Genomic DNA, 13,696 nt, shown 5'->3' with positions numbered 1-13,696 from the left:
TTTGGACAACTTTCAAAAAACTTCGGTCAACTTCGGAAAAACTTCGGACATTTGCTCAAAGGCATGCTCAAAAGCAGCAAAAAAATTTGAAAAATAGACTTAAGAGCTTAAGTGCGGTACCAGACCCCAGCATTTTGTCTAGTAAGTTACATAGGTTGTTAGTCTTTGGGGTCAGGTACCCTATCTACACCCATTGAAGCAAGAACAACTCTCTTGTATAATTAATTAGGCTAAGGGAGGAATTAGTTTGTTAGCTTCTAAATCTAGGTGGAGTATTAGTGAATCGAATAGAGAGCTAGTTGATCGACTAGCAGAATCATTGGAAATTGCCCCTCTTATTGCTTCCCTTTTGGTGAACAGAGGGTTTGACACAATAGATGCAGCAAAAGAATTTTTATATACAAATGATCAAGAATTTCATGATCCTTTTTTAATGGAGGATATGGATAAGCTTGTGGAGAGAGTAAATCAAGCGATTGCAAATGAAGAGAAAATTCTTGTGTTTGGTGACTATGATGCAGATGGAGTCAGCAGCACGACCGTCATGGTTACTGCGCTTCGTGAAGTCGGCGCGCTGGTAGATTTCTATATCCCAAATCGTTTTACAGAAGGATACGGACCAAATGAAAATGCCTTCAAACAGGCAAAAGAAAACGGGTATTCTCTGATTATTACAGTCGACACAGGTATCTCAGCCCTCTATGAGGCGAAAGTTGCCAAAGAACTAGGCTTGGATTTGATCATCACCGATCACCATGAGCCGGGACCGGAATTGCCTGATGCTTTTGCCATCATTCATCCTAAAAAAGAAACCTGCTCCTATCCATTTGATGACCTCGCTGGTGTTGGTGTTGCCTATAAGGTTGCACATGCACTCCTAGGTAAAAATCCAGAGCACCTGCTGGATGTGGCTGCTATTGGTACTATTGCAGACTTGGTCCCATTAGTAGGGGAGAACCGATTGCTTGCCTCTAAAGGAATTAAAAAGATGCAACAGACCACACGTGTCGGACTGAAAGCACTTTTGCAAAAATGCGGAGTGGAATTGCATACGGTAACAGAAGAGACGGTTGGTTTCTCGATCGGACCGCGAATTAATGCGGTAGGAAGACTGGATAATGCAGACCCGGCGGTTCATCTGCTTATGACAAATGATCCAGAAGAAGCTAAGATGCTTGCAGAGGAAATGGAAAGTTACAACAAAGAGAGACAGCAAATAGTGACCCAAATTACAGAAGAAGCCATCCAACAAGTGGAAGAGAAATACCCGCCTGAAGATAATGGTTTCATTATAGTAGAGGGGAACAACTGGAATGCAGGAGTAATTGGAATTGTCGCATCCCGTCTAGTAGATCGCTTTTACAGACCGACTATCGTGTTGAGCCTTGATGAGGATAAAGGGTTGGCAAAAGGATCTGCACGTTCCATTGCGGGCTTCGATCTTTTTGAGAATCTTTCAAAATGCCGTGATATTTTGCCTCATTTTGGTGGTCATCCAATGGCAGCTGGGATGACGTTAAAAATAGAAGATGTAACAGAACTAAGACAAAGAATGAATCAAAAGGCGTTAGAAATCCTGACTGAAGAAGACTTCACTCCCATTACAGAAGTGGATATGGAGTGCAAGGTGGAGGAGGTAACACTTTCAACAATTGAGCAGTTGGAAATGCTATCTCCATTCGGAGTGGCCAATCCGAAACCGAAAGTGCTGGTCAAAGATGTTCTGCCGCAGCAGATTCGCCAGATTGGAAACAAGAGCAACCATCTTAAACTGGTCATTGAACAGGAAGGAAGTTCGCTGGATTGCGTGGGTTTTGGCTTTGGTGAAACCTATCATCACGTGGCCCCTGGAGCATCCCTTGACGTATTAGGGGAACTCTCTATTAATGAGTGGAACAATTTCCGCAAGCCTCAACTTTTCCTGAAAGATATAAGAGTGACAGATTGGCAGCTTTTCGATATTCGTTCCATTAAACAGTTAAATCAAACATTAAATGGAATAGATAAAACGAAACTCCACATCCTATATTTTAATGAAAATACTTTGGAAGAAATAAATCTGCACAATGAATTACGTCCATTTGCAAGTATGGTAACAGAGGATGCTAATGTAGATTTGACAGAAAAATACGTTGTCATTTTGGATATCCCATCTGAAGAAGCGCACCTGTCCCATTTATTACACAACAGTACACCTGACCGCATATATGCCTCCTTCTATCAAAAGGAGAATCATTTCTTCTCTACGATTCCGACAAGAGAACACTTTAAATGGTTCTACGCATTACTTGCAAAAAAAGGTTCTTTTGACTTGAGAAAGCATGCTGAAGATATTGCTAAGCACCGCGGCTGGTCAAAAGAAACAGTGGATTTCATATCACAGGTGTTTTTTGACTTAGAATTTGTTACAATAGACAAGGGTTTTATCGCATTAAACCATGCAGCGAAAAAACGGGACTTTGAAGAGTCTCCAACTTATCGTAAAAAGCAACAGCAAGTGATGCTTGAAAACTTGTTTTTATACTCATCATATAAACAATTGAAAGCGTGGTTTGATCAGCATCTAACCAAGCAATGCACTGTTCATTCATAGGAGGAAAATAGAAGATGGATTTAAAGAAATTCGTAACAATCGTTCCTGATTGGCCAAAACCTGGTATACAGTTCAAGGATATTACAACGTTAATGGACAATGGTGATGCATACCGTTATGCAACAGATCAAATTGTTGAATATGCTCGTGATAAAGAAGTAGATTTAATTGTTGGACCGGAAGCACGTGGATTTATCATTGGTTGTCCAGTAGCGTATTCTCTAGGAGTTGGCTTTGCGCCGGTTCGTAAAGAAGGGAAACTTCCACGTGAAGTAGCACGTGTAGAATACGGTTTAGAGTACGGCAAAGATGTCCTGACTATCCATAAAGATGCGATCAAGCCGGGGCAACGCGTATTGATTACAGACGATTTGCTTGCTACAGGCGGTACAATCGAAGCGACGATCAAGCTTGTTGAAGAGCTTGGCGGGGTGGTTGCCGGTATCGCATTCCTTATCGAGTTATCCTACTTGGATGGACGCAGCAAATTAGACGGATTCGATATTCTTACATTAATGAAATATTAATCTTTTTTAAATGACTAGGGCAATTGCATTGCTCTAGTTTTTTTCATATATGATGATAACGGCCTAGTACTATTTTCTGCTCTCATAAATAAAATAAAAAGATAGGAAAAAAGACTGCTTTTATTAGAAAAGTATATTTTTTACACCAATTCCTGAAAAATCTGTCGACAAATCTTTATTTTTCCCTCATAATCTCTTTACATCTACATAAAATTTCACGATAATAAAAACAATATACTTTTTTGTTCTATTCAAGTAAAGAACGAAAGAAATCTGTCCATAATGGTAAGAAAAATTAAAATGATTACACTAGGCGCTTGCGCTTTTCTAATAGGATTCGTTTAGTAAAAATAAAAAAAGAAGTCAAAAAGGTGAGTAGAAATATGGCAAATGAGCAAGTATTAACTGCAGACCAGGTGATAGATAATGCAAGACGCTATCTAAAGGGTGAGGATATTGCCTTTTTAGAGAGAGCGTATGAGTTTGCGAAAAACGCTCATGCAGAACAGTATCGAAAATCCGGTGAGCCTTATATTATACATCCCATACAGGTCGCAGGAATCCTTGTGGACCTTGATCTAGATCCATCTACCATTGCGGCTGGGTTTCTTCATGATGTTGTCGAAGATACGTCCGTTTCCTTGGAGGAGATCAAGGAAGCCTTTAATGCTGAAGTGGCAATGCTAGTGGACGGCGTGACAAAGCTTGGGAAAATTAAGTACAAGTCTCAGGAAGAGCAGCAAGCGGAAAATCATCGAAAAATGTTTGTAGCGATGGCACAAGATATCCGCGTGATTTTGATTAAGCTTGCAGACCGTCTTCATAATATGAGGACATTAAAGCACCTTCCGCAAGAAAAACAACGACGAATCTCCAACGAAACCCTTGAAATTTTTGCGCCGCTTGCCCATCGCTTGGGGATTAGTAAAATTAAGTGGGAACTGGAGGATACCGCACTTCGTTACCTGAACCCACAACAATACTATCGCATCGTTAACCTGATGAAACGCAAACGTGCAGAACGTGAACAGTATATTTCCGAGGTTATGGATGAAGTAAACGACCGCCTTGAAGAAGTAGAAATTACTGCTGAGCTTTCTGGGCGTCCTAAGCACATTTATAGCATCTATCGTAAAATGGCTAAACAAAACAAGCAGTTTAGCGAGATTTACGATTTATTAGCTGTGCGGATTATCGTGAACAGCATCAAGGACTGTTATGCCGTCCTTGGAATTATTCACACATGCTGGAAACCCATGCCAGGTCGCTTTAAAGACTATATTGCCATGCCAAAACCGAATATGTATCAATCGCTTCATACAACCGTTATCGGTCCCAAGGGAGATCCTTTGGAAGTGCAAATCCGCACAAGTGACATGCACCAGATAGCAGAATACGGGATTGCCGCACACTGGGCGTATAAAGAGGACAAAGAAGCTGACGACCGCGCATCTTTTGAAGAAAAATTAACATGGTTCCGTGAAATACTTGAATGGCAAAATGATGCCACTAATGCAGAAGAGTTCATGGAGTCTTTAAAAATTGATCTATTCTCTGATATGGTGTTCGTTTTTACTCCAAAAGGGGATGTAATTGAGCTTCCTAGCGGATCTGTACCGATTGATTTCTCTTATCGTATTCACTCTGAAATTGGCAACAAGACAATTGGTGCTAAAGTGAACGGGAAAATGGTCACATTGGATTATAAGTTAAAAACTGGTGACATCATTGAGATCCTGACGTCCAAGCATTCCTATGGTCCAAGCCAGGACTGGTTAAAGCTTGCCCAGACCTCTCAGGCGAAAAACAGAATCCGTCAGTTCTTCAAAAAGCAGCGCCGTGAAGAAAATGTGGAAAAAGGCCGTGACCTTGTTGAAAAAGAGATCAAGGCAATGGATTTTGACCTGAAGGAAATTCTGAATGCTGAAAACATTACCCGCGTATCGGAAAAATTTAACTTTATGACAGCAGATGATATGTTTGCCGCAGTCGGCTATAACGGAATTACCGCTCTCCAGGTGGCAAACCGTTTGACTGAAAAACAGCGTCGTCAGCGTGATAAAGAACAACAAATTACAGATATAACGGAGAATGCCGAGAAAAAGAAAACAGCTCCAGTCAAAAAGCGCAAAGACGCAGGTGTTGTCGTACAAGGGATTGACAGCTTGCTGGTACGCCTTTCGAAGTGCTGTAACCCTGTCCCGGGAGACGAGATTGTTGGTTTCATTACAAGAGGACGTGGTGTGTCCGTTCACCGTGCAGATTGTGCAAACGTTGAAGCAGAAGGTACGAACGACCGCCTTATCGATGTGGACTGGGAAAGCGATGTGAAAGACAACCGCGAATACAATGTGGAAATTGAAATAACAGGCTACGACCGTCGCGGCTTGTTAAATGAAGTGTTGCAGGCGGTTAACGAAACGAAGACCGATATTACGGCAGTTTCCGGCCGTTCTGATCGAAACAAAATGGCAACCATCCATATGGCTATTGCGATTCATAATATCAACCATTTGCATAAAGTGGTTGAGCGAATCAAACAGATTTCCGATATTTATGCTGTTCGAAGAATAATGCAGTAAGTTAGTGAGGTTTTGTTAGGATGAGGGTTGTTTTACAAAGAGCAAAAAGAGCGGAAGTACGTGTGGACGGCGATGTAGTAGGAAAAATTGATCGCGGATTAATGCTACTCGTTGGTGTCACGCATGAGGATACTACGGAAGATGCGGCATATGTTGCGGAAAAAGTGGCAAACCTCCGTATTTTTGAAGATGAGCAGGATAAAATGAACCTTTCCTTACTTGATGTGAAAGGTCAAATTCTTTCCGTTTCTCAATTCACCTTATATGGCGACTGCCGGAAGGGGCGCCGTCCTAATTTTATGGACGCTGCAAGGCCTGATCATGCAGAAACCATTTATGAAGCGTTTAACGAGGAGTTGCGCGGCAAAGGTGTGACGGTGGAGACGGGTAGGTTCGGTGCCATGATGGACGTAGATTTTGTCAATGACGGACCTGTTACATTGATTGTGGAAAGTAAATAATTATTGGAAGCTGGTCGCATGCCTTTATTTGGAGGTGAGTGGCCGGCTTTTTTTGTGGAATTGTGGGACAAGATGGTAGTCAAATTGTACCATTATCACAATAACTGCTGGAAAAGTTACAATAAGCTTGAAAAAAGTTGCAATCGCTAAAGAAAAAGTTACAATAACCTCCGAAAAAGTTACAATAACAAAAGTGTACACGTCTGAAACAACAAAAAGAGGACCCCACACTTCTATAGGTCCTCCATTCATTCCGTATAATTAGTCAATTCCCTCTAAAATACTGAGCCAACCCCTGATAGATAGCAGTGGATGCCCGTTCCTGGAAATCACCTGTCAGGATAGTAATTTCCTCTCCGCGGTTACTGATATACCCTAACTCTAAAAGAAGGGCAGGTTGCATGCTTTCTCTCAATACTAAGTAGTTTTCTTGGCGTACCTCTCTGTCTCGTAAATTTGTAAATTGTACAAGAGAGGAATGGACACTATCCGCCAGGTCCTGATCAGATGCGCCATAATAATAAGTAGTCGTTCCGGTAACGCTTGGATCATTAATACTATCATAATGGAGGCTCAAAAAGACGTCTGCGCCATGATAGTTTGCCATTTGCGGTCTGGATTGCAAAGGAACCGATGTATCGGACATTCTAGTCATATACACGGTGGCGCCTGCTGCTTTCAGTTTGTCTTGTAAAAGAAGAGAAGTTCGAAGTGTTAAATCCTTCTCAAACGTTCCTTGCACTCCGATTGCCCCCACATCTCGTCCCCCGTGACCAGGGTCGATGACTATCACCTTATTGGATAAATATTGTTCAGCACCAGCTCTATTTATGCTGGTGGTGTTTCCTTTTGTTGCCACGATCCATCCAGCAACAAACCCTTCTGATCCGTCTTGCAGCTTAATTTTATACCAGTTGTCCTCCACTCCTACAATAGAGAATTCTTCTCCTTCGTCTGCTCGCAATATCACTTTAGAGTCGGTGGAAGGCGCACTTCTGATATTGGTGGCGTCATCCACGATAACAATGGTTCCGTCGCTGCTTGTAGATGAAGGCGGCGATGAAACACCGCTTTTTTCTAGAAACCAACCAGCAATCCACCCCGTCTTCCCATTATCATATTCTATTTCACACCAGTTATTTCTCTCACTGATGATCATGACAACTGTACCTTCTGGAAGTTGTTCCAACACTTTACCGTTAAGAGTGGGCTCATTTCTTACATTAAGGCCGGCAACTTTAATGGTTGCTTCCACTTTTGTAGAACCCCCTGAATTTTGTGTGCCAGAAGGGGAATTTATGATGTTCGCGTAATCACTATGTATCCAGCCTACCGTCCCGTTATATGAGATATTCAACCATTCTCCACGAATGGCAAGTACCTCTACTTGTTGACCACTTGATAAAGAGCCAAGCACTTCGCTTTGGGTTGAAGGTTCACTCCTAATGTTCAAGCCGTCTGTTGTGATCGTGGCACTTTGCCCTCCTGGTTCTTCTGTTTGTTCTGTTTCTTCTGGTGTTTCGGTCTGTTGTTCTTTCTTCTTTTTAGCAAGAATCGTAACGAATTCTTTTGCCACCCAACCTTCTACTCCATCGGAATGAACTTTTACCCAGTTTTCATTTTCCTCAAGATATTGCACCGATGCCGCGTTTGTATGAAGGAAACCGACTACAGAAAAATTTGTACCTGGACCTGATCGGACGCGAAGGTCATCGGTTAGAATTTGTACATTGGCGTCATCGCTTGATCTGGATGCAGTGGAGCGAGCGCCTTCACTGCTTTCAGTTACAAGATAGGACGCCACCCACCCGGTTTTGGATGAAGTAACTTGAATCTTTAACCATTCTCCTTGGCTCTCCACAACAGGGTAAGATTCACCACGTTGTACTTTGGAAATGATGGTACCATTTGCATCCGGTGTTTCCCTCACGTTCAATACATCGGTTGCCACTACGACCGTTCTATTTGCTTGCACATCGGAAGGGTCAAAAAAAGAAAAGATGGTAGAAAATAATAAGAGTGCAATAAGAAAAATATGTACTTTGTGACCCAAATTTTGTCCTCCTCATTTATAGTTCAAACGTCTTTTTCTACAAAAGTGAAAAAAATTCCTGCTATTTTTGAAAGAAACAGGTAAAAAAGGGACAGGATAAATACTAGTGTAGCAAAAAAGGAGCGTAAAAAGATGAAATTTAGTGAAAAACATAATCGTGCATATGGAAGTAGAGATGTTTTTGGGGTAAGTTTTCATGATTTCATTGAAAAAGAGAAAGATTCCACATACGTGGAACTGGCATCAGAGTTCGGTATTACGATGCGCGATGTTAAGTCATTAAAAAAACAATTGAACCGAATTCAATAAAGCCTTGACAATTTGATTTGAAAGTATATATACTAGCAAGTATCTTACATAACAACTAGTCGCGTTAATGGACTAAAATATAAGATACCGATGATGGAGAACAGTAGTTGGGAACCACATGGAAAGAGAAGAAATGCCCTGGGCTGAAAGCATTTCCCCTTGATGACCTAATGAATGAACACTCCGTAGGATCCGCTCTGAAAAAGCATCATTTCACTTGTTTGCCGAATTGGTATTGTAGGCAGGCCGTGAAAAACGCTCTATTAGGAGATGGACGTTGCAGGCGTTAACTGCTTGAGTGGAAGTAACCATAGGCACACAGCATCTTAATTCTTAATTAACATGCTATGCTAAGCCTTCAAACTACTTCAATTAGGGTGGCACCACGGGACATACAACTCCCGTCCCTTGTTTAGTTTCTAAACAAGGGACGGGAGTTTTTTATATGTAAATTGCTTTATTGATATAACGAATTAACGTAGAGAGGGTCAGACCCCTCTTTACCACTTTAAATAACGAAAGAGGGGTCTGACCCCTTTATAAGGAGGAACCGTAAATGGCGATTCAGATACCGCGTGGTACGCAGGATATTTTACCTGGGACGGTGGAGAAGTGGCAGTATATTGAGACGAAGGCGAAGGAGATTTGTGAGTTATATAATTTTAAGGAGATCAGGACGCCGATTTTTGAGAGCACGGAGTTGTTTTTAAGAGGTGTTGGGGATACGACTGATGTGGTACAGAAGGAGATGTATACATTTGAAGATCGAGGTGGAAGAAGCCTTACTCTTCGCCCAGAGGGAACAGCTGCAGTAGCGCGTTCTTATGTAAACAACAAAATGTTTGGTTCACCTACGCAACCGACAAAGCTTTATTATATTGGCCAGATGTTCCGCTACGAACGTCCACAGGCTGGGCGTTTCCGTCAATTTGTTCAGTTCGGTATTGAAGCACTTGGAAGCAATGATCCATCCATTGATGCAGAAGTGATTGCTTTGGCTGTGGAATTATATAAAAGCTTAGGTCTCAAAAACTTAAAAGTTGTGATCAACAGCTTAGGTGATAAGGAAAGTCGTCAGGCTCACAGAGATGCGTTGATCAATCACTTCCAACCAAGAATCAACGAGTTCTGTGGGGATTGCCAAGGACGACTCGAGAAAAATCCTCTCAGAATTCTTGATTGCAAGAAGGACCGCGATCATGAATTGATGGCAACTGCACCATCTATCCTAGATTACTTGAATGAAGAGTCCAAAGCTTATTTTGATAAAGTGGTAGCTTATCTTTCTGCACTAGGCATTCAATATGAAATTGATCCAAATTTGGTCCGCGGACTTGATTATTATTACCACACAGCATTTGAAATCATGAGCACATCAGAAGGTTTTGGTGCCATCACAACCTTATGTGGTGGAGGACGCTACAACGGGTTGGTCCAAGAAATCGGTGGACCAGAAACACCTGGTATCGGATTTGCATTAAGCATTGAGCGCTTAATATCTGCTATGGAAGCTGAAAATGTGAAGTTTCCATTTGAAGATTCTATTGATTGTTATGTAGTCGCACTTGGAGACAAAGCAAAAGAAACTGCAGTAAAGCTACTTTTTGATTTAAGAAGAGCAGGAATTGTAGCCGAAAAAGACTATCAAGATAAAAAACTGAAAGCACAATTCAAAGCGGCCGACCGCCTGCAAGCAAAATACACCATCGTATTTGGTGATGATGAGTTAGAAAAAGGCGTCGTCTCGATCAAAGAAATGGAAACAGGCGAGCAGCAGGAAGTTGCTTTTGAAGAAGCGGTAGCATTCCTATCAGCAAAGAAAAGTGGGGAGAGATAAATGATGATGCAAGGTAGAACATATAACTGTGGCGAAGTTCCACAAACATCCATCGGTGAAACAATTGAATTAAAAGGCTGGGTGCAAAAGCGCCGTGACCTTGGAGGACTTATTTTCCTAGACCTCCGTGACCGTACAGGACTTGTGCAGATTGTTTTCAATCCAGACGTTTCCGCAGAAGCTTTAAAAACTGCTGAAAGTGTACGTAACGAGTACGTTTTGTATATTAAAGGAAAAGTGGTTGCCCGTGACGAAGCAACAATAAACCCTAACTTGAAAACAGGTGCAATTGAAGTGCATGCAGAGGCAATTGAAGTTTTGAATGCTGCCAAAACACCACCATTCGTATTGGACAACAAGACAGAAGTGAACGAAGATATCCGTCTGAAATATCGTTACTTGGATCTTCGCCGTCCTGTTATGTTTGACACGTTGAAAATGCGTCATGACGTAACACGTTCTATCCGAGAATTTTTGAACGATCAACAGTTCATGGAAGTAGAAACGCCTATTTTGACTAAAAGCACGCCAGAAGGTGCACGCGACTATCTAGTACCAAGCCGAGTACACCCAGGTGAATTTTACGCGTTGCCACAGTCTCCACAAATCTTTAAGCAACTATTGATGGTTTCAGGTGTGGAGCGCTATTACCAGATTGCCCGTTGCTTCCGTGACGAGGACCTTCGTGCAGACAGACAGCCTGAATTCACACAAGTCGACATTGAGACTTCCTTCTTATCACAAGAAGAAATTATCGGTATGATGGAAGATATGATGAGAATGGTAATGAAAAATACGAAAAATGTGGATGTACCAGAAACGTTCCCTCGTATTACGTATCAGGAAGCCATGAACAGATATGGATCTGACAAGCCGGATACTCGTTTTGAAATGGAACTTGTTGACCTGTCCGAGCAAGTTGCTGACTGTGGATTCAAAGTGTTCAGCGCAGCTGTTAATAATGGAGGTCAAGTAAAAGCAATCAATGTAAAAGATGCGGCAAGCAAATATTCCCGCAAGGACATTGATGCTTTAACTGAATTTGTTGCTGTTTACGGGGCAAAAGGTCTAGCATGGTTAAAGGTAGAAGCAGAAGGCTTGAAGGGACCAATCGCAAAATTCTTCAATGAAGAAGAACAACAAGGATTCATCCAATCCCTAGATGCTGCAGAAGGGGACTTGATCCTTTTTGTGGCAGATAAAAAATCTGTTGTTGCAGATGCACTAGGTGCTCTTCGCTTAAAGCTTGGAAAAGAGCTTGGTCTGATTGACGAAAGCAAATTCAACTTCTTATGGGTAACTGACTGGCCGTTACTAGAGTACGATGAGGAAGCAGGCCGCTACTTTGCCGCTCACCATCCATTCTCGATGCCGGTTCGCGAAGACCTTCCAATGCTTGAAACAAACCCAGGTGAAGTTCGTGCTCAAGCCTACGATTTAGTATTGAACGGTTATGAGTTAGGTGGAGGTTCTTTACGAATTTACGAACGTGACATTCAGGAAAAAATGTTTGAAGTACTTGGTTTCAGTAAAGAAGAGGCAACAGAGCAGTTTGGTTTCCTTCTAGAAGCATTTGAATACGGAACTCCTCCACATGGTGGAATCGCGCTTGGTTTAGACCGTTTAGTGATGCTGTTGGCAGGAAGAACGAATCTTCGTGACACGATTGCATTCCCTAAAACGGCAAGTGCAAGCTGCATCCTGACAGAAGCGCCAAGTCCAGTTGCAGGTGGGCAATTAGACGAGTTACATTTGTCGCTAGCTGTCAAAAAAGAGTAGATTTTCCCATACGGTAAAAGTTGAAAACCTATACCCTGTGTGTTAATATTATTTCAAGAAGTCGCAAGTCCTGATGTGTTCGTCGTATAACCTATTGTTTTGACCGAACAATAGATTATACGGGAGCTCAGAGTTTTCGTCGCTGCGTAAATGCCTTCCTCGTGAGGACTTACTACACGCATGAAACAGAGCACCCACCTGCTGTGAGCGGGGATCAAAACGAAGGCATCGACGACGGCACGATTGGGACTTGCCTACATACGGATCAAAAACCGGTACTCGCTTTAATGCGGCATACCGGTTTTTTTGTGTCTTTATAGTGATTTAAAAAAGTGCTTATTTTGTTGTACGAATCCCGGAGTAGCTAAAATTCTGTCAACATTGTCCTCATAGCGCTCGCATGACTCCCGGAGAAGGCGGAATCCCGACAACATTGTCCTCATAGCGCTCGCATGACTCCCGGAGAAGTCGGAATCCCGTCAACATTGTCCTCATAGGGTTCGTATGACTCCCGGAGAAGGCGGAACCCCGTCAACATTGTCCTCATAGGGTTCGTATGACTCCCGGAGAGGGTGAAACCCCGTCAACATTGTCCTCATAGGGTTCGTATGACTCCCGGAGAAGGCGGAATCYCGTCAACATTGTCCTCATAGGGTTCGTATGACTCCCGGAGAAGGTGAAACCCCGACAACATTGTCCTCATAGGGTTCGTATGACTCCTGGAGAAGTCGGAACCCCGTCAACATTGTCCTCATAGGGCTCGTGTGACTCCCGGGGAAGGCGGAATCCTGTCAACATTGTCCTCATAGGGCTCGTATGACTCCCGGAGAAGGCGGAATCCCGTCAACATTGTCCTCATAGGATTCGTATGACTCCCGGAGAAGGCGTAATCCCGACAACATTGTCCTCAAAGGGGCCCTATAACTCCCGGAGAAGGCGGAACCCCGACAACATTGTCCTCATAGGGTTCGTATGACTCCCCGAGACAGTGAAACCCCGACAACATTGTCCTCATATCACCTTCGCCTTCCAAAAAGTACAAAAAAAACAACCCTCACTCCAAATGAAGGTTGTACCATATACTCTACCTTGCCGACTTTCTGTACCCCTTTGCCTGCGCCTCTTCTTCTGTATGAAACCATTCCACCGGAGTCGTGCGCTCATAGAAAACGCCGCCTGGAACGTGATAAATGTATTCACCACGCGCATTCTTGTTTGCTTTTATTAATGGGGGAGCCTCTTGCTGTTCCTCTTCCGTTACTTCGTCATCTTTTTCTAAATCTTCTTTTGGAGTCAAAACGGTCAGATCTTCATCTTTAACAGGATCCAACGTACTTTGTTTGCTTTCCGCTAAAGTATTGCGCTCGCTTTCCTGAGTTTTCTCCAATGTTGCAGCGATCGCTTCCAACGTTTGCTTCACTTGAAAAGATGTTGTTTCCCTTGCCATTAACTGCTTATTTGTTTTGTTCAAGCGAAAGATTGTTACTAAACCACTGCCAATAACTAAGAAGTAAGATAAGGCCTTTAATAGATTCTTCAATACAAACTCCCCGCT

At 42.6% G+C, this 13,696-nt stretch carries 9 protein-coding genes and 1 other RNA gene; 8 read left to right on the top strand and 2 right to left on the bottom strand.

Annotation, left to right across the window (positions count from 1 at the left end; all coding sequences use genetic code 11):
• Window positions 1-247: 247 nt before the first annotated feature.
• The 4 genes from recJ to dtd all read left to right on the top strand — a co-directional run bounded on the left by recJ (window position 248) and on the right by dtd (window position 6,163).
• Complete coding sequence (recJ, locus tag FZC76_RS08165) at window positions 248-2,593, top strand: single-stranded-DNA-specific exonuclease RecJ (protein WP_148987743.1); 2,346 nt, start codon at window positions 248-250, stop codon at window positions 2,591-2,593.
• 14 nt (window positions 2,594-2,607) lie between these two features.
• Window positions 2,608-3,120 carry an adenine phosphoribosyltransferase gene (locus FZC76_RS08160; RefSeq protein ID WP_148987742.1) on the top strand — a complete coding sequence of 171 codons (513 nt, stop codon included), beginning with the start codon at window positions 2,608-2,610 and terminating at the stop codon, window positions 3,118-3,120.
• 383 nt (window positions 3,121-3,503) lie between these two features.
• On the top strand, window positions 3,504-5,702 hold the full coding sequence (locus FZC76_RS08155) for a RelA/SpoT family protein (protein WP_148987741.1): 2,199 nt from the start codon (window positions 3,504-3,506) through the stop codon (window positions 5,700-5,702).
• 20 nt (window positions 5,703-5,722) lie between these two features.
• Window positions 5,723-6,163, top strand: a complete 441-nt coding sequence (gene dtd, locus FZC76_RS08150) for a D-aminoacyl-tRNA deacylase (protein WP_148987740.1) — start codon at window positions 5,723-5,725, stop codon at window positions 6,161-6,163.
• 265 nt (window positions 6,164-6,428) lie between these two features.
• Here the strand turns inward: dtd and FZC76_RS08145 are convergent, their stop codons facing one another.
• The gene (locus tag FZC76_RS08145; protein ID WP_148987739.1) at window positions 6,429-8,216 is read right to left on the bottom strand and encodes an SH3 domain-containing protein; all 1,788 of its coding nucleotides are present in this window, start codon (window positions 8,214-8,216) and stop codon (window positions 6,429-6,431) included.
• 132 nt (window positions 8,217-8,348) lie between these two features.
• Here FZC76_RS08145 and FZC76_RS08140 point away from each other — a divergent pair, with 132 nt between their 5' ends.
• The 4 genes from FZC76_RS08140 (at window position 8,349) to ssrS (ending at window position 12,395) form a co-directional block, all read left to right on the top strand.
• Window positions 8,349-8,525 carry a hypothetical protein gene (locus FZC76_RS08140; RefSeq protein WP_060665182.1) on the top strand — a complete coding sequence of 59 codons (177 nt, stop codon included), beginning with the start codon at window positions 8,349-8,351 and terminating at the stop codon, window positions 8,523-8,525.
• Between the two features lie 556 nt (window positions 8,526-9,081).
• The gene (hisS, locus tag FZC76_RS08135) at window positions 9,082-10,362 is read left to right on the top strand and encodes a histidine--tRNA ligase (RefSeq protein ID WP_148987738.1); all 1,281 of its coding nucleotides are present in this window, start codon (window positions 9,082-9,084) and stop codon (window positions 10,360-10,362) included.
• Between the two features lie 6 nt (window positions 10,363-10,368).
• Complete coding sequence (aspS, locus tag FZC76_RS08130) at window positions 10,369-12,141, top strand: aspartate--tRNA ligase (RefSeq protein ID WP_148988029.1); 1,773 nt, start codon at window positions 10,369-10,371, stop codon at window positions 12,139-12,141.
• Window positions 12,142-12,205: 64 nt separating this feature from the next.
• A non-coding RNA gene (gene ssrS, locus FZC76_RS08125) (6S RNA) lies at window positions 12,206-12,395 on the top strand.
• 830 nt (window positions 12,396-13,225) lie between these two features.
• On the opposite strand, the gene FZC76_RS08120 is transcribed toward ssrS, so the two are convergent.
• On the bottom strand, window positions 13,226-13,681 hold the full coding sequence (locus tag FZC76_RS08120) for a sunset domain-containing protein (RefSeq protein ID WP_148987737.1): 456 nt from the start codon (window positions 13,679-13,681) through the stop codon (window positions 13,226-13,228).
• Window positions 13,682-13,696 lie beyond the last annotated feature (15 nt).

The organism is Sutcliffiella horikoshii, from assembly GCF_008180725.1.
GTDB lineage: Bacteria > Bacillota > Bacilli > Bacillales > Bacillaceae_I > Sutcliffiella_A > Sutcliffiella_A horikoshii_B.
Note: the sequence above shows the minus strand (reverse complement) of the source record. Positions and strands in the feature narration are given on the sequence as shown.

Coding starts and splice junctions, on each gene's coding strand:
- FZC76_RS08160 (WP_148987742.1), top strand. CDS start 2,608: ATGGATTTAAAGAAATTCGTAACAATCGTTCCTGATTGGCCAAAACCT.
- FZC76_RS08155 (WP_148987741.1), top strand. CDS start 3,504: ATGGCAAATGAGCAAGTATTAACTGCAGACCAGGTGATAGATAATGCA.
- dtd (WP_148987740.1), top strand. CDS start 5,723: ATGAGGGTTGTTTTACAAAGAGCAAAAAGAGCGGAAGTACGTGTGGAC.
- FZC76_RS08140 (WP_060665182.1), top strand. CDS start 8,349: ATGAAATTTAGTGAAAAACATAATCGTGCATATGGAAGTAGAGATGTT.
- hisS (WP_148987738.1), top strand. CDS start 9,082: ATGGCGATTCAGATACCGCGTGGTACGCAGGATATTTTACCTGGGACG.
- aspS (WP_148988029.1), top strand. CDS start 10,369: ATGCAAGGTAGAACATATAACTGTGGCGAAGTTCCACAAACATCCATC.